Below are 21663 nucleotides of genomic sequence, written 5' to 3'. Positions count from 1 at the left end.
TCTACGCTTTACTGGATGTGTTTTGCTTTTGCACTAATGCGTTTGTCCAATTCTTGTTTTAAATCGAGAACATCTTCATTTTTCATAAAACCTAGCCCAACATTGAGTTTCTGTTTGCTGTTATCTTTCATGATAAAAAGTAAATAATACTGCCGATCAAGTAAGGTTTTTTTTAGCTCAACTTCATAGATCTCTGGTATTTTAATGTGTTTTTTAATTATCACTCGACCTTTAAAATCAATGCTTCTAATCATGTCTTGGGAGAGGGTTAAAATAGGACGTTGATTGCTAAACATCTGAATAGCTTTATTACTGAAAAAATAAGCAATGAAACCCAAAGGCGTAACAAGAAATAGCGAAAAGAGACTTTTTAAGCCGTTCTTCCATTCAAACATTTCCAAGATCAAAAGCACGGTCGCAGCCCAAAAGGGGCAGGCCAAAATTCCAGCAAAAATCGCCAAAGGAATCATTTGTTTGCGTGAAGCATAATATTTTTTCTTTTGCATATCTTTCCATACATAGAAGAACTCGATTTACTTCTCAAAAGCACAAGTGGTGCCTTGATGGAAAATCATTTGCCATATACCGTGATCATTCATAACCCAAATTGAACTGCGTAAAGCCACATTGTATTGAGCTTGAGTTGCCACACTGATTTGATGGCTTTGATAGGTCAGTAAAACGCTATGATCAGATAACGACTGAACTTGAAAATCCTGTGCTTGAATGATGTCGCTATCTGTATCGTTTAAAAGTGCTTCAATCATTTGGGCTTTATGCACAACCCACCCTGATTTGGTAATTTCTTTAAAATCTGGATGTAACCGTTGATCAAGTATTTGAAAGTTTTGACGATCACGATGATGCAACCCGCATTCATATTGAATTAATTGTTTGAATAGGTCTTGCATTGTCAACAATCCCAGTTGAAATACTTAAATAGGTGGCAGTAAAAAAAGCACCCGAAGGTGCTTTTATGATCGATGAGAATCAAATTATTGAGCTTGAATCCATTGATCTGCACGTTGTGTTGCAGTACGAATTTGGTCTTGAGTTAAGTTAGCAGCCAAAGCAGTTTTCTTGGTTTGCGACATGTTAATTACTTTATTGTCTAACATACCATCACGTGTAGAAAGCTCATACCACTGATAAGCGCCCATGTAGTTTTTCTTTTGCTCTTCCATCACCGCAAGATTAAAGCTTGCACGGTTATCGCCGTGGCTTGCTGCTTTTTCAAAGTATTGACGCGCAGATGTTTCACTTTTAGAAACGCCTAAACCATCAGCATACATACGACCAACATTTAACTGAGCCGCAGAAATACCTTGGTCAGCCGCAGCTTTAAACCATGTAAATGCTTGTTTAAGGTCTTTAGATACACCGCCAGTACCAGCCTGAAAATGTGTTGCTAAATAAAATTGTGCAGCAGGTTGGCCAGCTTTGGCTGCTTTTTGCAAATCTGTCACATTCATATGTGCATATTGCGCTGCCATTGCTGATACAGATTGTTGTTGCTGCGGTACATAGTCCGCATGGGCTTGAATACTCACTAGCCCAAAAAATAACGTACTGCCTAATAATAATTTCTTCATAGAGCGCTCACTCGATAAATAGCGACTTCGCCGAACAAATTCGGTATGGCTTTACTTAAAAAGCTACCTTGTTGGTTCCCATTTACAGCGAGTCGATCAATAATTTGAATCTGATTTTCAGCACATAATGCTTCAAAATCACGAAAGGTGCATAAGTGGATATTAGGTGTATTGTACCACATATACGGTAAGGCATCAGAAACAGGCATCTTGCCTTTCAGTGCAAGGAAAGACCGTGTTTTCCAATACGCAAAGTTAGGAAACGTAATAATTGCTTGTTTCCCCACACGCACCATATCGCGCAGAAGCACATCAGGTGCATCTACAGCTTGCAAAGCTTGTGCCATAACCACATAGTCAAAAGACTGGTCGGCAAAGCGTCCCAAACCGAGGTTTAAGTCTTGTTGTATAATATTTAACCCTTTGCTGACGGCAATTGCAATCTTTTCTTGATCGATTTCTAGCCCGTAAGCATGAATTTGCTGTTTTTTGCTCATTTGTGACAATAATTCGCCATCACCACAACCTAAATCGAGCACACTTGCACCAGCATTGATCCATTTTTCTGCAAGCTGTTGGTCAATACGCATTACAAAGCCTCCTTAGGTGTTGAATGAAGGTGTTCGATACCACCTAAAAATGCACGTAAGGATTTGACGTACAAGGGGATAGGGAATAGGAATGAGTCATGGCCCTGCTCAGCATCAATATCCAAATAACTCACAGGTTTTTGATTGGTAATCAAGGCGTTGACAATCTCTTGCGAACGTTCTGGGCTAAAACGCCAGTCTGTTGTAAATGACACCACTAGGAAGCGGCATTTGGTATTAGATAGGGCTTTCGTCAGTGACTGTTCATATTCACGTGATGGATCGAAATAATCCAAGGCTTTGGTCATGATCAGATAAGTATTGGCATCAAAGTTACGACTGAATTGTTCGCCTTGATAACGCAGATAGCTTTCAACTTGGAACTCAACATCGAAACCATACATAAATTTGCCTGATTTTAAATCACGGCCAAATTTTTGTTTCATGGCTTCTTCGGAAAGGTAGGTAATATGACCCACCATACGTGCCAAAATTAAGCCACGTTTTGGATAACTATCGAGTTCTAAATAGCGGCCATTGTGAAAATCTGGATCAGACAAAATGGACTGACGTGCCACTTCGTTAAATGCAATATTTTGTGCGGAAAGCTTTGGTGCGCTGGCAATGATGACACATTTTTGTAAACGATCTGGATAGTCCACAGACCATTGTAAAGCCTGCATGCCACCTAAAGAACCACCAATGATTGAATACCAAACATCTACCCCTAAACGGTCAGAGAGGAGGGCTTGGGTTTTAACCCAATCACGTACAGTCACTAATGGAAAGTCGGGACCGTATGGGCGATTTTCATTTTCAGGGTTAGGTGAAGTGGGGCCCGTTGAGCCACTACAACCTCCGATATTGTTGAGTGCGACCACAAAAAACTTCGAGGTATCAATGGCTTTACCCGGCCCAATACATGCATCCCACCAGCCGGTTTTTTTATCGTCTTCATGGTGATAGCCAGCCGCATGATGATGTCCTGAAAGTGCATGGCAAATCAAAATTCCATTTGATTTATCTGCATTGAGCTCACCATAGGTTTCCACCATGATTTCATAGCGTGGCAATACTCGACCACACTCAAGCTCTAACGGTTCTTCAAATTCAAACTTTTGTGGAGTAACGAGCCCCACTGAATCAGCTGGAAAAGACACTGGAAATGTTCACCTTAAAATTTTAGAAGGTCGATAAATTACGGATATTAGAGATATCTAAGTCATCTGTATGGCTAATAAATTAATGATATTCCATGGTTTTCACAATAGCTTTTATCATTAAAGTTCACTTCTGGATGAGTGATGATGTCGAGTAGAGTCACAATGAATGTTTTGACTTTGCTGAGGCGCAACGTATTCTTCTTTCGAAAAAATGAAAAGCTAAGCTTTATAAGAGAGCGATCTTGTCAAACTTTGCTTCTCATCACCAAGCATGTTCACTACTCGCCAACATCAGTCTGACCTCAAACAATCATGGATGAAATTTCCACGTCTCTTTTTATCTTTAAATTATTTTTAAAAGATATAAAGTTGATCGAAGAGATTGCTTGATAACATCAAATAAATAAAAGAAAGGATACCACTAGGGGGCATCCTTTCTAAAGTCTTTTAATTGATATCGCTTATACAGCAGCAGCGATGACTTGTTCAGTACTTAAAACACCTTGGTCAATCAAACGATTGGTTGCCGCAATGATTGCTTCAATTGAAGAGGTGACGATATTGTCATGTACACCAGCACCGAATGCAGATTTACCTGTGCCTTGGACTTGAAGTTCGATCAATGCCAACGCTTTTGCGTGTGCGCCTGAACTGATACTACGTTCTTCGTAGTTTAAGACATCAATTGGTAATTGAAGTGCATTTAAAATCGCAGAAATTGGACCATTCCCTTCACCACGTAAGCGCTGAGTTTCACCATTGATGACCACATCAAGCTCAATCACTTGGCTACCATTTTCATCTGACAATCTATAATTTTTCGCTGAATAATGTGCATCTTTTGCAGCAACATAGGTGTCTTTAAACAAGGTCCAAATTTGTTGAGCTGAAACTTCAACGCCTTCTTCATCTGCAACTTGTTGAACAATTTGTGAGAATTCAATCTGTAAGCGACGAGGTAAAACCACGTTATAGTTAGACTCTAATAAGTAAGCAATACCACCTTTGCCCGACTGTGAGTTGACACGGATCACGGCATCATAATCACGACCTAAGTCTTTAGGGTCGATTGGTAAGTAAGGCATATCCCAAATTTCTTCATCTTTTTGGAATTCAAAGCCTTTTTTAATTGCATCTTGGTGAGAACCAGAAAAAGCAGTAAAGACCAAATCACCAGCATATGGGTGACGTGGATGTACAGGCAAGCCAGTACATTCTTCTATTGTGGCAATAATCTCATTAATGTTTGAGAAATCTAACTCGCATGCTACACCTTGTGTGTACATGTTTAATGCAATTGCAGCAACGTCAACGTTACCAGTACGTTCACCATTCCCAAATACACAACCTTCAACACGATCAGCACCAGCCATGATCGCTAACTCAGATGCTGCAATACCACAGCCACGGTCATTGTGACAATGTACTGAAATAATCACACCATCACGACGTTGCAAATTACGATGCATCCATTCGATTTGGTCGGCATAGACATGCGGACCTGAAACCTCAACAGTTGCAGGTAAATTTAAAATGACTTTATTGTCAGGTGATGCTTCCCAAATTTCAGTCACTGCATCACAGACATCTTTAGCAACCTCTAATTCTGTTGCTGTAAAACATTCTGGGCTGTACTGAAAAATAAATTCAGTTTCAGGCTGTTTTGCTGCATATTCTTTTACTTTGCTTGCTGCATTGATGGCCAATTGTTTTGCACCATTGACATCAACATTCAATACTTTTTTACGGAAAGTGGGTGAGTTCGAGTTATAGATATGCACAATGGCACGTTTCGCACCTTGTAAGGCTTCAAAGGTACGTGCAATTAAATGATCACGCGCTTGCACCAAGACTTCGATATAAACGTCATCTGGAATATGACCTTCTTCAATCAACTTACGAGTGAAATCAAAATCAACTTGTGATGCTGAAGGAAAGCCAATTTCAATATGTTTAAAGCCGATTTTGACCAACATTTCGAACATTTTGAATTTTTGTTCAATGTTCATTGGCTCGAAAATCGCTTGGTTACCATCACGAAGGTCGGTACTCATCCAAATTGGCGCTTTATTGATTTCGTTATTTGGCCATTGACGGTCAGGCAAGTCTACACGTTGATACATGCGACGATATTTTTTACTTGGATCAGCCAACATCATGAGGGAACTCCTTGTGTAGTTGTTGTTGCTCGTCTCTTGGGTAAAGGCAACTTACTACAAATATAGATTGTGTCTATCTGTTCAATTTACAAGTGTTTTTAAGATGAAAACACAGTAAATTTTCATAAACTTATACGTGGGTAACACGAGATAAATCTAAACACTGATAACTTACAAATGGTTTAACTTGAGATTAATTCTAAAACAATTATCTTGGAAATAATTTCCTTAATTTGCATAAAAAATATCAGTTGAGAGAAAAATTTCCTTTGAACGACTTAATCTTGAAAAATATATTCTTGATTGATTTCTTTTACGGTAGCTGTTCCCATTAATGCCATGGTAATTTCAAATTCTTCCTTTAAAATTTTAATCACATGGGCCACACCTAAAGCACCAGCAACAGAGAGCCCGTAGATCGCAGGACGGCCAATCAGCACCGCAGATGCGCCTAATGCCAATGCTTTAAATATATCGGTACCACGACGGATTCCACCATCTAAAAGCAAAGGAAAATCATGCGGAACAACGGCCTTAATTTTTGCTAAGGCGATCAGTGGGGAAATACTCGTATTGAGTACCCGTCCACCATGATTGGAAACGATTAAGCCTTTTACTCCGATTTCGACTGCTTTTTTTGCATCGAGTGGATGTAGCACACCCTTTAAAATTACAGGCAAATGGCTATGGGCAATTATAAATTCGATATCTGCCCATTTGGGTGCAATTTGCATTAAACCGTTGAATACAGGGTGTTGATGCTCAGAAATTTCGGGTAGGGGAATGTGGGTGGGTGTATGGGGGTGTTGCATGCCTTCTGGCAATTGAAAATTCACCCGACGTTCACGATCACGAATCCCTGTATGCGGTGAATCTACTGTAATCACAAGTGCTTTAAAATTTTGTTGTTCTGCGAGTCGAACTAAGGCCAATGATTTCTCACGATCACCTTGCCAATACAGTTGAAACCATTTCAAAGGGTTTTCTTGTTTTAAACTTCGCATATCAGTATTGGTGAAAGTGCTCAGTACAATATTACTTCCTAAAACTTCGGCCGCCAGTGCAGCCGCAGTTTCGCCGTCAGGGTGGAACAATTGTTGATGTCCAATCGGTGCAAGAAAAATTGGATGAGGAAATTTTTGTCCTAAAATTTCACATTCGGTCGAGCCTTGAGTTAAGTCATTGAGCAGTCTTGGAATCAGTTGAATATTTTTAAATTGTTGTAAGTTTTCTTGCACACTTTGCTCATCCATCGCCCCACCTTGCAAGTAGTGCCAAGTGTTTTCAGATAGATGCTGTTCTGCTTGTTTCTCGTAATCCGCAATGGTCTGTAAATATGTTGGAATTTGAGTGAGTGGTGCTTGGATTTTTTTACTCATGAGAAAACTTACCGATTGAGAAAATCAATTTCACAGGATGGAGGGTTACAATTCAGCCCACTTACGAATTAAATTATGGTAAAGACTGGTGAGTTTAACGACTTCAGCGTGCATATCACCTAATTCAATTCTTAAATTTTGAATGCTTTGATCTAGATTGAATAACATATGGCGATTAGCATCATCGCGAATCATACTTTGAAGCCAAAAAAAAGAAGCGATGCGAGCACCTTGAGTCACAGCTGTTACTTCATGAAGGCTTGTGGAAGGGTACAGAATTAGATCTCCCGCAGGGAGTTTGATTTCGTGATAGCCATAAGTGTCCTCAACAACGAGTTCACCCCCTTGATATTCATCAGGTTCACTTAAAAAAACAGTACAAGATAGATCAGTACGGATACGTTGCTGAGTACCGCGAATATTACGGATGGAGTTATCAACATGAAATCCAAAAGATTGGTTATTTTCGTAACGATTAAAATATGGCGGAAGAATTTCTAATGGCAATGCTGCTGATAAAAATTGAGCATTTTGTCCTAGAGCGTCTAAGATGATATTGCCTAATTGTTGTGTTAATGGATGATTTTCTGGCAGTTGTTGGTTTTTTTTGACATTGGCTGAAAGTGAACCTGTTGTATATTGACCACTAATCCATTCTGTACTTTGCATTGTATTTCTAAAATATAGAACTTGTTCTTTGCTTAATACATTAGGAATATGATGGATCATCTTAATACCTTTTAATCAAATTGATTGCAGAGTAATCGGTTATAGAAAAATAGCCTCTGTACAGAGGCTATTTTATATCATTTAAAACGAATCCATAAAATAATTATGGATTTGTTCTTTCAATTAATATTTAAAGTTGATCGACAATACTGCGCTACGACCTTCTGCTTCTGTTGCATAGTGAGATGCATACGCTTTGCTGAAATAACGGACATCAGAAAGGTTATTTACATTTAACTGTAAGTTAACATTTTTATTGACATCATATTTTGCCATTGCGTCATAACGGACATAACCTGGAACCCATTTTGTATTTGTAGCATTGCCATAGACTTTATCCATTGCAACTGCACCAGCACCAAGTGTAACTTGAGGTAATACTTTATAAGTCGTCCATAGTGTCGCAGAGTTTTTAGGTACGTTTGGTAGTTGTTTCCCTTTTGCCGCATTTGGATATGTACAAACACCAGCACGAGTACATGATGGACCTGGATTGGTTTGTTCGCTATCTAAATATGTATAGCCCGCTGAAACAGCCCATTTATCAGTAATGTTACCGTTTAAACCAAGTTCAATACCATCGACCTTGCTGTCGCCACCATTGGTATATGTAGTTGGATCAATTTGAATACGCGTATTTTGTTTTTCAGTACGGAAAATAGCAGCAGTTAAATTTAACTTATCATTTAATAGATCCCATTTAGTACCGATTTCATAAGTGCGCGCTTTTTCTGGGTCTAAATTTTTAATTGCATCAGATGGAGCCGCTTCGCTACTTTCACTTGCATCAATACCTACAGGAGTTGCAGAGGTTGAATAGCTTGCATAGATACTACCATTCTCTGTAGGTTTGAATGTTACACCACCATTCCAACTCCAAAAATCAGAATCACTATTTACTTTTGTCGGTGTTGGAAGTGCTGTTGTCCCATTTTTATATGTGGTTAATTCTGTTTCAAATTTATCCCAACGAGCACCTAAATCAACAAGCCATTGAGGGTTAATCTCAATATGATCACTGAGATAAAATGCTGTGGTTTCAGTTGTTGTATTTGTTACTCGTTTATTTGCTTGTACAGAACCTAAGAACGGATCCTTTGAGTTCGGGTTAAATGTAGAAGTACACCAGCCATTTGAATTAGCAAGGGTGCATGCCCCAGCTGTGATACTACCACCAATTGCAGTGCTGTTACCTGTCGCTGGGTCAGTAACGACATATGTACCTTTATCTCCATCTAATTTTGAGTATTCAGCACCTGCAATAAAGCTATGTTTTAATGAACCCGTATTGAATTTACCATTTAAGAAAAGTTGGTCACTAAATGTATCAATATCGGTTGTTCGAGTATTGGCACGACGCCAGATACCTTTATCTTTTAATTGTCCAGTGGCTGAGTTAATAAAGTTACCTTGACTGTCATCTGGTTGTGTCCAGACATAGTCATTTTTTGATTTACTGTAAGTCGCAACATTCGTTAAGGTTAAGTTATCTGCTAAATCATGCTCTAATTTAAATGTACCAATTTGGTTTTCTTGTCTCTGGAAGTCACGATCTTTCCAGCCATAATAGATGCCTTGTTTAACATCAATTGGTTTACCTGAGCCAGCAGCATAATTGTTTGGATTGTTGTATGGAACACCTGCATCAGGTGTATCATCTGTTTTTAAATAGTAATAACTTAAAGTTGCACGTGTCGCAGTATCTAAACCAAAAGTAATACTTGGTGCGATCCCAGCACGTTTATATTCTGAACCATCATCACCTTGACCAGCCTTATTATTGTGGTGCCCCATCACTGCAACACGAGCAGCAATACCATTACCAAAATCTTTATTACCGTCTAAAGTAATACGCTGATAATCATCAGTACCAGCTTGCACAGAACCTTCTAAAGAATCTCCTTTCTTAGCGACTTTAGAGATTAAGTTGATGTTACCGCTGGCATTACCACCACCACCAAGCATTGAAGAAGACCCTTTGGTTACTTCTACTTGCTCAACAGCAAACATTTCACGATTTTGTGAAGTTGTAGAGCGTACGCCATCAACATACATCGAGCCTTCAGAGTTATAACCACGGATAAATGGACGATCGCCATTTGGGTTACCGCCTTCACCAGCGCCTAAGGTAATGCCAGGTACTGTACGAAGGGCATCACTCAAAGTGGTTACTTTAGTATCTTCAATCAATTGTTTTGAAATAACTGATACAGACTTAGGTGTATCTAATAAAGGTGCAACAAATTTTTTATTGGCAGACTCATCTACTTTTAAACTTTGTTCTACAGTCGCTTGTGCTTTAATTGTTGGAAGCTTTGCGATTTCGTCTTGAGCGATGGCTGATGTTGCAATAACTGAAAGTGAAGATGCGATTGCAGTAGAAACAATCTTTTTGCGTGATTTGATAAAAGACATACGTGAACTCACAAAGAGTAGTGTAAATTTGTATGCGAATAATAATGATTCTTATTGTTTATTGCATCTGTTTGAAATTGAAATTGTCGATGGTTTTAAATGTTTATGATGAGAAAATGAATTAAAAATGTATTGAAATTTCACTTAACTTTTTGAATTTTATTTATTTAATTTTATTTCTAGATATTTCAAAATGTAAATAAATTTATTCTAATGTCACTAAAGTATTTGAATTTGGTAAATTCATAAAGAAATACAAAATTTTTATTTTGTCATCGAGTCGAAGATAATTTATTAAAAAAAGCGTCACAATGAGAAAATCAGTGATCGAAATAAAATGATTTACACAGGTGTTTTGTATATATTCAAATGTTGTCATATAATGTGGCACTTTTTGAAAAACTGTAATTATTAAATTCTATCGAGGAAGCCATGCAAGTAACTTCTGAAGCGGTTTCGGGCGTTGCCCGTCGTTTAAATGTATCTGTACCGACGAGCCGTATTAACGAGCAGTTTGAAGCTCGCTTGAAACGCACTGCCAAAACTGTGAAGATCAACGGCTTCCGTCAAGGTAAAGTGCCAGTAAACGTTGTACGTCGTGAATACGGCGCTGGTATTTACCAAGAAGTTGTAAACGACATCATTCGTGACACAGTATTTGAAGCAATTCAACAAGAAAAAATCAACGCTGTTGGTATGCCAAACATCGACAAAGTTGAAAACAAAGATGATGCTTTAGTTTATCAAGCTACAGTTGAAGTTTATCCTGAAGTTGAAGCTAAATTTGAAGGTCTTGAAGTATCACGTAAATCATCTGAAGTAACAGATAAAGACGTTGATGCAATGCTTGAAAATCTTCAAAAGCAACGCGCTGAATGGACTGAAACTAAAGGCATGGCTAAAAAAGACATGCAAGTAACTTTCGATTTTGAAGGTACTGTTGATGGTGAGAAGTTTGAAGGCGGTGCTGCTGAAGACTTTAAACTTGTTTTAGGTTCTGGTCGTATGATCCCTGGCTTCGAAGACGGTATCGTTGGTATGAAGAAAGGCGAAGAGAAAGTGATTGATGTAACTTTCCCTGAAGACTACCAAGCTGAAAACTTAGCAGGTAAAGCGGCTCAATTCAAAATCACAGTTAAACTTGTTGAAAAACAAAAACTTCCTGAAATTGATGCTGAATTCCTTAAAATCTTCGGTTTAACTGAAGAAGAAGGCGTTGAGAAATTAAAAGCTGACGTTCGCAAAAACATGGAACGTGAAGTAAAAAATGGCCTACGTAACCAAGTGAAAGGTGCAACTTTTGATGCACTTGTTGCTGCAAATGACGTAGAAGTTCCTGAATCTATGTTGGCTCAAGAAATTGATCGTCAACGTCAACAAATGATTCAACAATTTACTCAACAGTTTGGTGCTCAAGGTGCTAAAGCATTTGACAGCAGCATGCTTCCTGATGAATTGTTCAAAGAACAAGCTGAAAAAGCAGTTAAACTTGGTGTATTGGTAAGCAAAGTATTGGCTGACGCTAAACTTGAAGTAGACCAATCACGTGTTGATGCTTATATCGAAGATATGGCTTCTTCTTATGAAGATCCGACTGAAGTGATCGAATATTTCAAAACTGATAAGCAACAACGTGCTCAAATCGAAGGCGTAGTGTTAGAAGATCAAGTTGTTGATCATATCTTAGCTGCTGCTAAAGTAACTGATGAAGTTGTTAGCTATCAAGATTTGTTAAAAGAGCAACAAGCGCGCCAACAAGGCTAAGTTGTTTGATCTAAAAAAAGGCGCTTTGGCGCCTTTTTTTATGAGCTTAAACATGGATTTAATCATTCCATTCACAATACTTATGCAAAAAATATCTGATATTAAGTTGGGAATATTTTGCATTTTCAGCAATTATCCCTCATATTGTGAACATGAGTGAAGTAACAAGAATTCAGGAATAAATAACGTATGTATGTTCCATCAATTGAAAGCGCTTTGGTGCCAGTAGTCGTAGAACAATCTTCACGTGGTGAGCGTTCTTTCGATATTTTTTCACGTCTTTTACGTGAACGTGTGATTTTTTTAACTGGTGAAGTTGAAGACAACATGGCGAATCTTATTGTCGCGCAAATGTTGTTTTTAGAAGCTGAAAATCCAGATAAAGATATCCATTTATATATCAATTCACCTGGTGGTTCAGTGACTGCGGGTATGGCAATTTACGATACGATGCAATTTATTAAGCCTGATGTAGTGACCTATTGTATGGGTCAAGCTGCATCTATGGGGGCTTTCTTATTAAATGCTGGTGCAAAAGGTAAGCGTTATTGCTTGGAAAATGCGCGTGTGATGATTCACCAACCATTGGGTGGTTTCCGTGGTCAAGCATCGGATATTGAAATTCATGCACGTGAAATTTTATTCATCAAAGAACGTTTAAATCGTTTAATGGCTGAACATAGTGGTCAAGATTACGAAACTGTCGCGAAAGATACAGATCGTGATAATTTTATGACTGCACAGCAAGCAAAAGAATATGGTTTAGTGGATCAGGTATTAAGTAAACGACCTCAAGACTAAACATTTATAGATAAGATTTAAGAATTTGGAGTGAAAATGTCCGATCTTCCTCAAGGACAAAAGCATTGTTCATTTTGCGGTAAAACGCAGTCTGAAGTCGGTAAGCTGATCGCAGGCGAGGACGCATATATTTGTAATGAATGCGTGGATGTGTGCTTAGACTTAGTGCAAACGAGTCAGCAGGTGGAAACAGGCGATTGGGCAACACGTCCATTGCCAAAACCACATGAAATTCGTGCGGCTTTGGACCAGTATGTAATTGGTCAAGACACAGCAAAGAAAACACTTTCAGTTGCAGTGTATAACCATTACAAACGTTTAAAAGTATCACAAACAGGTCACAAGCCTAAAGATGCCGTTGAAATTGCTAAAAGTAATATTTTGCTGATTGGACCGACAGGTTCAGGTAAAACATTGCTGGCACAGACACTTGCGCGTTTGCTTGATGTACCTTTTGCAATGGCTGATGCAACAACTTTGACCGAAGCTGGTTATGTTGGTGAAGATGTTGAAAACATTATTCAGAAACTTTTGCAAAAAGCGGATTACGATGTAGAAAAAGCACAAAAGGGCATTATCTACATTGATGAAATTGACAAGATTACCCGTAAATCTGAAAACCCTTCGATTACACGTGATGTGTCTGGCGAGGGCGTGCAACAAGCATTGTTGAAAATGATTGAAGGTACGGTTGCGTCAATTCCGCCTCAAGGTGGACGTAAACATCCACAGCAAGAGTTTATTCAAGTCGATACTGCAAATATCTTGTTTATCTGCGGTGGTGCATTCTCTGGTCTTGAAAAAGTTGTGCAACAACGTCAAGAAAAAGGAGGCATTGGCTTCACCGCAGACGTAAAGAATAAAGACGATAGTAAGAAAGTATCTGAATTATTCCGTCAAGTTGAAGCCGCAGATTTGGTGAAATTTGGTTTAATTCCAGAATTCATTGGTCGTTTACCTGTGATTGCAACACTTGAAGAGCTTGATCAAGAAGCTTTGATGCAGATTTTAACAGAACCAAAAAATGCATTAACGCGTCAGTATCAATATCTTTTTGAGATGGAAAATGTAGACCTTCTTTTTGAAGACTCTGCTTTACGTGCGATCGCGAAAAAAGCGTTAGAGCGTAATACAGGTGCACGTGGTCTGCGTTCTATTTTAGAAAATGTATTGCTTGAAACCATGTATGACTTACCAAGTCGTTCAGACATTGGTACTGTGATTATCAATGAAGCGGTGATTAACGATAAAGCTGCACCAGAGTTCAAATCTGAACGTCAACCAAAGCATGAAAATACTGAAGTTGAAAAAGTAGATTTGAAGGTGTTGGATACAAAATCAGCTTAAAAGCTGGATTCTGATACATCCTCAGTGCAATTCATCTGAAACGTGCAAGTAGCTTGACTATTTGCACGTTTTTTATTTTTAAATGGTCATTGAAATGTTAAGCTGGCTGTAGACAATAGGGTTTATTAAAAACGAAAATAAAAAATACGCGGTGAGGGAAAATCATGCGTTACATCGGTCTAGTCGTTTTGATCAGTTGTGGGTTGGCAGCTTGTCAAAGTCATCAATCTGTTGAACAGCAACCTGCAAAAGTTGTTTCAACTTTAGATCCAATCGATTTCAAAAAAGAAGATTCGTTGGTTCATGAAAAGCTTGAACAATATAAAGTTGCATCATTCTCTACCGGATCTTGGGTCAATCAAAAACCGGGGCAATACTTTAAGCTGGTTAAACCACAGAATCCTCAAGCTGCAATTGTGTATTTTTATCGACCAGACAGTCGTTGGAATAGACAAGAAATTATTCCAAACAATTTTTTTCTGAATGGTAAGAAAATTCCAAGTTTGATCAGTAATCATTATTACTGGATTGAACTGGCTGAAGGTGACTATAAATTAAGTCTCAGTCGCCCATTAACGGTTTTTCATTTCCAGAAACCCAAAGTTGCTTACTTCTCAGTGGAAGCTGGCGGGCAATATTTTGTCAAATATGAAGAAGAAAAATTTCGCGGTGGACCCAATGGTGAAGCAGGGTTATTACGTGTAGGGCCTTTAATGCAAATGCCTACCCGACAAGGACTTAAAGAAATTGCAATGACTCAACTGAAAACTCCAGGCCTTAATTTCGTGGCTGAAGTGACTGCAGATGGACGAGTGATCAAACCTAAAGAAAAAATCAAAGGTGAACCGTACAAAGTGAGTGATGATGTGCACTTGGGGCAGCAGTTTAAACTTTGGAACCCAATGACTTGGTAATCTATCGCTAGATGATGTTTGATATAGAAAAGAGAGCGAGGCTCTCTTTTCTTATTTGTTTTATTGAGTATTTGCGGCCTTTTTTAAAGCATCTAGTTTTTTAGTCACTTCTTTAAAGTCTTCAGATGCGGTTTGTACACTTTTAATCAGTTGGCTGTTCATGACTTTCATGGTTTCTTGAGCAACTTGAGGTGTTTTTTTCAGAATCGACTGTCCAATCGCACTTGAATAAAAATCAATTTGAGCTTGAACTTCTTCAGCACTGTATATGTCTTTATAAATCTTAAGATAAATTGGTTTGATTTGATCCCACGCAACAGTTTTTTTACTTTGCTCATACATTTTGTCAGCAAGCTCATTGGCGACAATTTGTTCTTGTGGATTGAGCTGATCTTTTTTTACTGTCATTTGAATGATCTGGTAAGCTTGTTGATCCAGCTGAGGACGAATCTGTTGTATGGTTTCTTGTAGCAGTTCATCAATATTCATGACTTTTAATAATTGTTGAACTTGTTGGTCTGAAGCGGGCGCTGCAAAAGCAAAATTTGTGCTGATACATGCGCTTGCAAGTAGTAAGTGTTGGAGTAATTTCATAAAATACCTATATAAGTTCTGGTTGTAATTCACATCATAAAATGGTTGAGTAAAAGCTTATTCAACTTGAAGAATCGGCTTTAAAATCGTTTCCATTTTTTCTTTCAGGGCTTTTTGATTTTCTACTTTTAGCATTTTTTCTTGAGAAAACTTTGCGGTTTCTTGCATGACTTCTGTCATAAGCGTGTTCATCTTTTGATTGATAGATTGTCCAATCGGTGTACTTAAAAAAGCGATATTGGCTTGAACTTCTTCTTCAGTAAAGGTCTTTTTAAATAATGATTTAAACATATTGAGATATTCTGGGTCAGTCACCAGCTGTTGTTGAATATCACTATACAGCGCACTAATTTGTAGTGCTGCATTTTGCTGATCGATATTCAATGTTTGAACCCCCGTCACTTGGCGAACAAGTGCTTCTGCTTGATCGTCAAAGTAGGGTTGCATATCACGAGTACTTTGTTTGAAAATCTCTGAGATATTGGAGAGTTGCATCAATTTGTCGACACTTTTATCTGTTGCTGGAGATGCAAAACTTGACATTGTGATGCAGCATAAACTTAAAGTTAAAACGAACTGCTTAATTTTCATAGGGTTTCCATTATTTATTTTCATCTAAATGATGCAGTTGCTGAATAATTTCTCCAATTTTATTGCGATATTGTTGGATAAATTGAGAGTCATTGACTGCCTTACGAATAGCTGCATTGCTTTCTAGGAATATTTCTGTGTCAATATTGGCAAGTTTTGTGTACAGCTCTTGGCTCGACGTTGTGTCATGCTGTGAGAGCATTTCAATTTCTTGAGAACTTAACGATTCTAAAAGAATTTGTTTGGTTTGGGCGATAAATTGTGGGTCTCGGAGAATATTCTCTGGTATTGCCTGATAAATCTCTACAATTTGAGGGATGATTTGTTTTTCTTTATCAGTTAGTCCTATTGTACTTAATCCGTTTTTGATTAAATTTTCCGCTTGATTTTGATAAATCTTTTTTGCACTTTCATTGTATTGTAGGCGCCATATTTGATTGGTAATGATACCTTGCGCTAGCCGGTCAACGGCGTCACTATCAGTGTTTGAAGCAAAACTTTGAATAGAGATCAAGCATACAAATAACCCAGAAAAAATAATATATTTTATAAAGTTCATGATCTGACTCAAAATAAAAAGCACTCTAATCATAGAGTGCTTTTTAAGTGATGCTCAAGCTTAATCTAAGCTTTAGATCAGATTATTGTGCAACAGCATCAACCACTGGGATTTTACCAATTTTGGCTTGCCAGATTTTAGGTGCAGTCGCATGAATAGAAGTACCATTGACATCAACTGCAACAGATACAGGCATGTCTTGTACTTTAAATTTATAAATAGCTTCCATACCTAAGTCAGCAAATGCAACAACTTCTGCTTCACGAATGGCTTTAGATACTAAATAAGCAGCACCACCAACAGCCATCAAATAAGTTGCTTTATTGTCTTTGATTGCTTCAACAGCAGCAGGGCCACGATCCGCTTTACCGATCATACCGAACAAGCCAGTCGCTTCAAGGACTTGACGTGTGAACTTATCCATACGTGTTGCTGTTGTTGGGCCAGCAGGGCCTACAACTTCATCGCCTACAGGATCTACAGGTCCCACGTAGTAAATGAATTTACCTTTGAGATCTACAGGTAACTGTTCGCCTTTATTCAACATGTCAACCATGCGTTTATGCGCAGCATCACGACCTGTATAGATGGTACCGTTCAATAATAATGTATCGCCTGGTTGCCATGAGTTCATTTCTTCCTGTGTGATATTGTCTAAGTCAACACGTTTAGATGTTGACGTATCCCAAGTCACTTCTGGGTAATCTGAAAGTAAAGGCGCTTGAATATGTGCGATACCTGAACCGTCTAACTGGAAATGAGCGTGACGAGTTGCAGCACAGTTTGGAATCATACCGACTGGTTTACCAGCAGCATGGCAAGGGTAGTCTTTGATCTTGATATCAAGCACTGTGGTTAAACCACCAAGGCCTTGTGCACCGATACCCAATGCATTTACTTTTTCAAAGATTTCAATACGCAGTTCTTCGATTTGGTTCTGTGGACCACGGCGAAGTAACTCGTCCATATTGATTTCTTCCATGAGCGATTCTTTCGCAAGCATCATGGCTTTTTCAGCAGTACCACCAATACCAATACCGAGCATTCCTGGAGGACACCAACCCGCACCCATCGTTGGCACAGTTTTAAGTACCCAATCTACGATCGAGTCAGAAGGGTTAAGCATTGCCAGTTTAGATTTATTCTCTGAACCACCACCTTTCGCTGCAACAGTAATATCGACTTTATTGCCTGGAACGAGTTTGTAGTGAATTACAGCAGGTGTATTGTCTTTGGTATTTTTACGACCAAAAGCAGGATCTGCTAAAACTGAAGCGCGGAGTACGTTACTGTTTTCTAAATAACCTTGGCGTACACCTTCATTGATCGCATCATCTAAGCTCATGGTTAAATCAAATTTAACATCTAAGCCCACGTCAACAAATACGTTAACAATACCAGTATCTTGACAGATTGGACGATGACCTTCTGCACACATACGTGAATTAATTAAGATTTGTGCAATTGCATCCTTTGCAGCTTGGTTCTCTTCACGATCATAAGCACGGCTCATCGCTTGGATAAAGTCTTGTGGATGATAGTACGAAATGAACTGAAGCGCGTCCTTGACCGATGTGATCAAGTCATCTTGTTTGATAATAGTTGTCATATCAAAAATCTCTTGAGCGGGCTGTTAGCTAGCGGGCTAAATTATACGTGATATTGCTTGTTTTGTGGTGGCTTAGATCTAATTTCAGCCTAAAGTTTTATGATTTTATTTGAGAAACTCAGCTTATATTTTGATTGATCAAGTCAACTTTTCTACTTTTTATATAAATGATGATAAAGCCGTATTGAAATAAATTTCAGATTTTACAGGGTGAAAAGTTCTATACTCTATTGAGTCAAAAGCTTGGGTTAAATAACAACAACATGGAAAACTATACGCATCTTGCGGAAAATATTATTGAAATTTATACAAAGCATGCTCGTGCATGGACTGAATTACGCGGGGAATTTCTTTATGAAAAAGCGTGGTTGGATCGCTTTTTAACTTTAATTCCCGCTCACTCCCATATTCTTGACTTGGGCTGTGGCTCTGCAAAACCAATTGCAACTTATTTGATTGAGCAAGAGAATACTGTGATAGGTGTTGATAGTTCTGATGTGATGATTGAAATGGCGAAACAGAATTTTCCTGAGCACACTTGGATTTTAGCTGATATGCGAACAGTAAATTTAAATCGCAAATTTGATGCAATACTCGCTTGGGATAGCTTTTTTCATCTTACACCACAGGATCAGCGAGATATGTTTGAAATTTTTGATCAATATACAAAAGCTGGCGCTGCTTTAATGTTTACCAGTGGACCATCACAGGGTGAAGCGGTTGGAGAGATGTTTGGTGATGCGCTGTATCATGCCAGCTTAGCATCTGCTGAGTACCACGAACTATTTAAAAAGTATAATTTTGAAGTGATAAAGATGATTGCTGAAGACCGTGATTGTACAGGACATACTGTTTGGTTAGCCAAGCGAATATAAAATATCTAGATGAAAATAAATTAAGCAATAAATATAACAATATCTAAAAATTTTAATATTCTCAAATTAAGAGATTCATATATTTTAATTGTGGATATTGAAGTTATTTTTTAGTTTAATTTCTAAATAACTAAAAATAATTTTAGCTAATTTAATATACTTTTCACGTTTATTTTTTTACCTATCATTATTTTGTAGTTAAATTAGCGTGTTATTGTAAATTTTAGTGAAAAATCATATTATAATGATAATAATTCTCATTATTTTTCTTGGTGCAATAATGCCTTTTGTTAAAAAAAGCTTAACTTTAATGATGCTGTCGACGGGAGGACTTTTCGTTTCCTCTCTAACATTTGCAAATACAGATAGCAGTGAAGAACAGAAAAAAAGTACAGCAACGCTTCCCACGATTGTCATTGAAGCAATGAATGATGGTGACCCAATAAAAACATATGTGGACTATAAACAAGCCAATGTTACGAGAAATGGTTTAGATAAAAAAGATATACCACAAACGATTGATACAATTGATGTTTCTAAATATAAGCTGTATGGCGCAAATGATTTGAGTGTTATGTTACAAGGCACACCAGGCGTATCAACCAGTTATGATACAAGAAATGATGGAATCTCTATTCGTGGATTTAATGCTGATGCGAATGATATCTATCGTGACGGTATTCGTGAAAGCGGACAGTTCCGACGAAGTACTGCCAATGTTGAACGGATTGAAATTTTAAAAGGACCAGCATCAGTATTGTACGGACGAAGTGCAGGTGGTGGTGTGATTAATATGGTGACTAAAGTTGCCAATTTTGATTCAAAAAGCTCAGTTGGAGCTTATGTTGGTTCTTATGATAATGTTGGTGGAATCATTGATATTAATAAGGCACTCAATGATAACTGGGCTGTACGTTTGGTTGGTGAAAAGTCTGATACCAATAGCTTCCGTTCAGGGATCGGCTTTAATCAGGAGATGTTGTCACCAAGTATTACTTATCGTAGCGATGATGAAAAACTACTTTGGACGACCGAATTCACTTACGATAATTTAAATAGAACGCCTGACCGTGGTCCAGCCTACAATGAACTGCCTGCAGGCGTTTCCATTAAAACAGGTTTTGCGGGAAGCAATGATAATATTGTTGATGAAACAAAATCATTTAGAACTGATCTGAAATATGAATTAGCACCAAATTGGAAATTCCATTGGGCACTGAGTCAGCGTGAATCTTTTCAGGATTTCGATAACTTCTTTGGTGGAACATGGTGTTCAGCAGCTGGGTTACAAAACGATGGCAAAACATGTAATTGGCAAGGAAAAATACGTCAAAACTATGCTTGGCAGCAAACTACCAATAAAACTCTAATGAATACCTTTGATATTACAGGACAGTTTAAAACTGGTGTTTTAGATCATAAAGTTATGTTTGGTAGTGATTGGTCAATGGAAAAAAGAGAGCCAATTCTTGGGAATTATTCAAGTGGTGACAAGGCGGGGCTTTATTATCGTTATGTCAATCCATTTAATACTTCAGATAGTTCTTTATCTTCTGGTTGGTCTACACTCAATGGTTCACGCCCAGCAGAGACTTCACATAGTGAAACTGATGCAACTTCATTAAGCTTCTTCCTACAAGATCTAATCTCATTCAATGAAAAATATAAAATGATGCTAGGTCTCCGCTATGACAGCTATGATTTTGCAACCAATGATATTCGTAATCAAAGTAAACGATCATATCGAGATGATAGTGTAAGTCCAAATATTGGTTTTGTTTGGCAACCTATTGAAAGTCAAAGTTTCTACACCTCTTATAGTAAAAGCTTCTCACCCTATGGTGGTCGAGGATTGTTAGGGGTGAGTACTACAATAAATCCAAGCTTGTATGATGCTGAACCTCAATATAATGAGCAATATGAAATTGGAGTGAAAAGTGATTGGTTGGATGGTCGTTTAAACACTCAGCTTTCTATCTTTGATATTACTAAAAATAATATACGCTACCAGCCAGATGCAGTGAACAGACCGAATGATTGGGAAGTGGGGCAGAAGCAACAATCACAAGGTGTAGAGTTTAGTTTTATTGGTCAAGTCTTAGATAATCTCTATGTACGAGGTGGTTATGGCTATACTGACGCGAAATGGAAAAATGATAGCCGTACTACTGTAAAAGATGAGGATCGTCTAAAAGATAAAAAATTATCTGGAATATCCGAAAATACAGGTAACTTATTTGTTCGTTATTTACCAACAGAAAAATGGTATGGAGAGGTAGGGGCGACCTATGTTGGTTCTTATTACACTACGGATAAAAATTTGATCAAAATGCCAGACTGGACTCGTGTAGATGCTGCAATTGGTTATAAAGACGATAAATGGGGCGCGACGATTGCTGTGAATAATTTAACAGATAAAGAATATTGGCGTTCAAACGCTATGCCAGGTACTCCGCGTAATTATTTATTTCGCGTGAACTATTTCTTCTAAGCTTTAATCTCATCGAAAATAAAGCGGTCTGATTGTCATGATAGCAATTGAATCGATGGGGATATTAGTATAAATTTCAGTCAGTATATTA

Annotated in this window: 19 protein-coding genes; 6 read left to right on the top strand and 13 right to left on the bottom strand. The window is 38.0% G+C overall.

Annotated features, from left to right (window positions below):
* Nucleotides 1–8 precede the first annotated feature (8 nt).
* The 9 genes from ACQ7EO_RS18590 to ACQ7EO_RS18550 form a co-directional block, all read right to left on the bottom strand.
* Nucleotides 9–506 (bottom strand): hypothetical protein, encoded by a 498-nt coding sequence (locus ACQ7EO_RS18590; protein ID WP_434278331.1) that lies wholly within the window; start codon nt 504–506, stop codon nt 9–11.
* 27 nt (nt 507–533) lie between these two features.
* On the bottom strand, nt 534–911 hold the full coding sequence (locus ACQ7EO_RS18585; RefSeq protein ID WP_434278330.1) for a DUF4440 domain-containing protein: 378 nt from the start codon (nt 909–911) through the stop codon (nt 534–536).
* Between the two features lie 84 nt (nt 912–995).
* Nucleotides 996–1592, bottom strand: coding sequence for a tetratricopeptide repeat protein (locus ACQ7EO_RS18580; protein ID WP_004726515.1), 597 nt, complete (start codon nt 1590–1592; stop codon nt 996–998).
* The gene (gene metW, locus ACQ7EO_RS18575; protein ID WP_004726517.1) at nt 1589–2182 is read right to left on the bottom strand and encodes a methionine biosynthesis protein MetW; all 594 of its coding nucleotides are present in this window, start codon (nt 2180–2182) and stop codon (nt 1589–1591) included. Before metW ends, ACQ7EO_RS18580 begins: the two co-directional genes overlap by 4 nt.
* Nucleotides 2182–3342, bottom strand: coding sequence for a homoserine O-succinyltransferase MetX (gene metX, locus ACQ7EO_RS18570; RefSeq protein WP_434278328.1), 1161 nt, complete (start codon nt 3340–3342; stop codon nt 2182–2184). The genes metW and metX overlap by 1 nt, the downstream gene beginning before the upstream one ends.
* A gap of 464 nt (nt 3343–3806) precedes the next feature.
* A complete protein-coding gene (gene leuA / locus ACQ7EO_RS18565) occupies nt 3807–5504 on the bottom strand; it encodes a 2-isopropylmalate synthase (RefSeq protein ID WP_004818892.1) in 1698 nt (565 codons plus the stop codon).
* Between the two features lie 278 nt (nt 5505–5782).
* Nucleotides 5783–6883: an alpha-hydroxy acid oxidase gene (locus ACQ7EO_RS18560; protein WP_434278327.1), complete on the bottom strand. Its 1101-nt coding sequence runs from the start codon at nt 6881–6883 to the stop codon at nt 5783–5785.
* 45 nt (nt 6884–6928) lie between these two features.
* Complete coding sequence (locus ACQ7EO_RS18555; protein ID WP_004818896.1) at nt 6929–7612, bottom strand: Fe2+-dependent dioxygenase; 684 nt, start codon at nt 7610–7612, stop codon at nt 6929–6931.
* Between the two features lie 123 nt (nt 7613–7735).
* Nucleotides 7736–10027, bottom strand: coding sequence for a TonB-dependent receptor (locus ACQ7EO_RS18550; RefSeq protein WP_151800922.1), 2292 nt, complete (start codon nt 10025–10027; stop codon nt 7736–7738).
* Between the two features lie 432 nt (nt 10028–10459).
* Here ACQ7EO_RS18550 and tig point away from each other — a divergent pair, with 432 nt between their 5' ends.
* The 4 genes from tig to ACQ7EO_RS18530 all read left to right on the top strand — a co-directional run bounded on the left by tig (nt 10460) and on the right by ACQ7EO_RS18530 (nt 14853).
* Nucleotides 10460–11791 (top strand): trigger factor, encoded by a 1332-nt coding sequence (gene tig / locus ACQ7EO_RS18545; RefSeq protein ID WP_004726530.1) that lies wholly within the window; start codon nt 10460–10462, stop codon nt 11789–11791.
* Between the two features lie 189 nt (nt 11792–11980).
* Nucleotides 11981–12592 (top strand): ATP-dependent Clp endopeptidase proteolytic subunit ClpP, encoded by a 612-nt coding sequence (gene clpP, locus ACQ7EO_RS18540; RefSeq protein WP_004726532.1) that lies wholly within the window; start codon nt 11981–11983, stop codon nt 12590–12592.
* A 36-nt stretch (nt 12593–12628) separates the two neighbouring features.
* Nucleotides 12629–13939, top strand: a complete 1311-nt coding sequence (clpX, locus tag ACQ7EO_RS18535; protein ID WP_034609735.1) for an ATP-dependent Clp protease ATP-binding subunit ClpX — start codon at nt 12629–12631, stop codon at nt 13937–13939.
* Between the two features lie 164 nt (nt 13940–14103).
* Entirely contained in the window at nt 14104–14853 is a 750-nt protein-coding gene (locus tag ACQ7EO_RS18530; RefSeq protein WP_004726536.1) for a DUF2846 domain-containing protein, read from the top strand.
* 60 nt (nt 14854–14913) lie between these two features.
* Here ACQ7EO_RS18530 and ACQ7EO_RS18525 read toward each other — a convergent pair whose 3' ends face one another.
* The 4 genes from ACQ7EO_RS18525 to ACQ7EO_RS18510 form a co-directional block, all read right to left on the bottom strand.
* Nucleotides 14914–15447, bottom strand: a complete 534-nt coding sequence (locus tag ACQ7EO_RS18525) for a DUF2059 domain-containing protein (RefSeq protein WP_419335130.1) — start codon at nt 15445–15447, stop codon at nt 14914–14916.
* 57 nt (nt 15448–15504) lie between these two features.
* Nucleotides 15505–15990: a DUF2059 domain-containing protein gene (locus tag ACQ7EO_RS18520; protein WP_434278324.1), complete on the bottom strand. Its 486-nt coding sequence runs from the start codon at nt 15988–15990 to the stop codon at nt 15505–15507.
* 58 nt (nt 15991–16048) lie between these two features.
* Nucleotides 16049–16597, bottom strand: coding sequence for a hypothetical protein (locus tag ACQ7EO_RS18515; protein WP_434278323.1), 549 nt, complete (start codon nt 16595–16597; stop codon nt 16049–16051).
* Between the two features lie 82 nt (nt 16598–16679).
* On the bottom strand, nt 16680–18206 hold the full coding sequence (locus ACQ7EO_RS18510; RefSeq protein WP_004726542.1) for a fumarate hydratase: 1527 nt from the start codon (nt 18204–18206) through the stop codon (nt 16680–16682).
* 263 nt (nt 18207–18469) lie between these two features.
* Between ACQ7EO_RS18510 and ACQ7EO_RS18505 the strand changes: the two genes are divergently transcribed.
* The gene (locus ACQ7EO_RS18505; protein ID WP_434278320.1) at nt 18470–19081 is read left to right on the top strand and encodes a class I SAM-dependent methyltransferase; all 612 of its coding nucleotides are present in this window, start codon (nt 18470–18472) and stop codon (nt 19079–19081) included.
* A 280-nt stretch (nt 19082–19361) separates the two neighbouring features.
* Nucleotides 19362–21572: a TonB-dependent receptor gene (locus ACQ7EO_RS18500; RefSeq protein ID WP_434278318.1), complete on the top strand. Its 2211-nt coding sequence runs from the start codon at nt 19362–19364 to the stop codon at nt 21570–21572.
* Nucleotides 21573–21663 lie beyond the last annotated feature (91 nt).

The sequence above is a fragment of the Acinetobacter sp. CE-15 genome (assembly GCF_051059255.1).
GTDB classification, from domain to species: domain Bacteria; phylum Pseudomonadota; class Gammaproteobacteria; order Pseudomonadales; family Moraxellaceae; genus Acinetobacter; species Acinetobacter guillouiae.
Note: the sequence above shows the minus strand (reverse complement) of the source record. Positions and strands in the feature narration are given on the sequence as shown.

What these genes read in the sequence shown, in the direction of transcription:
- ACQ7EO_RS18590 (WP_434278331.1), bottom strand. Translation starts at nt 506, where the DNA reads ATGCAAAAGAAAAAATATTATGCTTCACGCAAACAAATGATTCCTTTG.
- ACQ7EO_RS18585 (WP_434278330.1), bottom strand. Translation starts at nt 911, where the DNA reads ATGCAAGACCTATTCAAACAATTAATTCAATATGAATGCGGGTTGCAT.
- ACQ7EO_RS18580 (WP_004726515.1), bottom strand. Translation starts at nt 1,592, where the DNA reads ATGAAGAAATTATTATTAGGCAGTACGTTATTTTTTGGGCTAGTGAGT.
- metW (WP_004726517.1), bottom strand. Translation starts at nt 2,182, where the DNA reads ATGCGTATTGACCAACAGCTTGCAGAAAAATGGATCAATGCTGGTGCA.
- leuA (WP_004818892.1), bottom strand. Translation starts at nt 5,504, where the DNA reads ATGATGTTGGCTGATCCAAGTAAAAAATATCGTCGCATGTATCAACGT.
- ACQ7EO_RS18560 (WP_434278327.1), bottom strand. Translation starts at nt 6,883, where the DNA reads ATGAGTAAAAAAATCCAAGCACCACTCACTCAAATTCCAACATATTTA.
- ACQ7EO_RS18555 (WP_004818896.1), bottom strand. Translation starts at nt 7,612, where the DNA reads ATGATCCATCATATTCCTAATGTATTAAGCAAAGAACAAGTTCTATAT.
- ACQ7EO_RS18550 (WP_151800922.1), bottom strand. Translation starts at nt 10,027, where the DNA reads ATGTCTTTTATCAAATCACGCAAAAAGATTGTTTCTACTGCAATCGCA.
- tig (WP_004726530.1), top strand. Translation starts at nt 10,460, where the DNA reads ATGCAAGTAACTTCTGAAGCGGTTTCGGGCGTTGCCCGTCGTTTAAAT.
- clpP (WP_004726532.1), top strand. Translation starts at nt 11,981, where the DNA reads ATGTATGTTCCATCAATTGAAAGCGCTTTGGTGCCAGTAGTCGTAGAA.
- clpX (WP_034609735.1), top strand. Translation starts at nt 12,629, where the DNA reads ATGTCCGATCTTCCTCAAGGACAAAAGCATTGTTCATTTTGCGGTAAA.
- ACQ7EO_RS18530 (WP_004726536.1), top strand. Translation starts at nt 14,104, where the DNA reads ATGCGTTACATCGGTCTAGTCGTTTTGATCAGTTGTGGGTTGGCAGCT.
- ACQ7EO_RS18525 (WP_419335130.1), bottom strand. Translation starts at nt 15,447, where the DNA reads ATGAAATTACTCCAACACTTACTACTTGCAAGCGCATGTATCAGCACA.
- ACQ7EO_RS18520 (WP_434278324.1), bottom strand. Translation starts at nt 15,990, where the DNA reads ATGTCAAGTTTTGCATCTCCAGCAACAGATAAAAGTGTCGACAAATTG.
- ACQ7EO_RS18515 (WP_434278323.1), bottom strand. Translation starts at nt 16,597, where the DNA reads ATGAACTTTATAAAATATATTATTTTTTCTGGGTTATTTGTATGCTTG.
- ACQ7EO_RS18510 (WP_004726542.1), bottom strand. Translation starts at nt 18,206, where the DNA reads ATGACAACTATTATCAAACAAGATGACTTGATCACATCGGTCAAGGAC.
- ACQ7EO_RS18505 (WP_434278320.1), top strand. Translation starts at nt 18,470, where the DNA reads ATGGAAAACTATACGCATCTTGCGGAAAATATTATTGAAATTTATACA.
- ACQ7EO_RS18500 (WP_434278318.1), top strand. Translation starts at nt 19,362, where the DNA reads ATGCCTTTTGTTAAAAAAAGCTTAACTTTAATGATGCTGTCGACGGGA.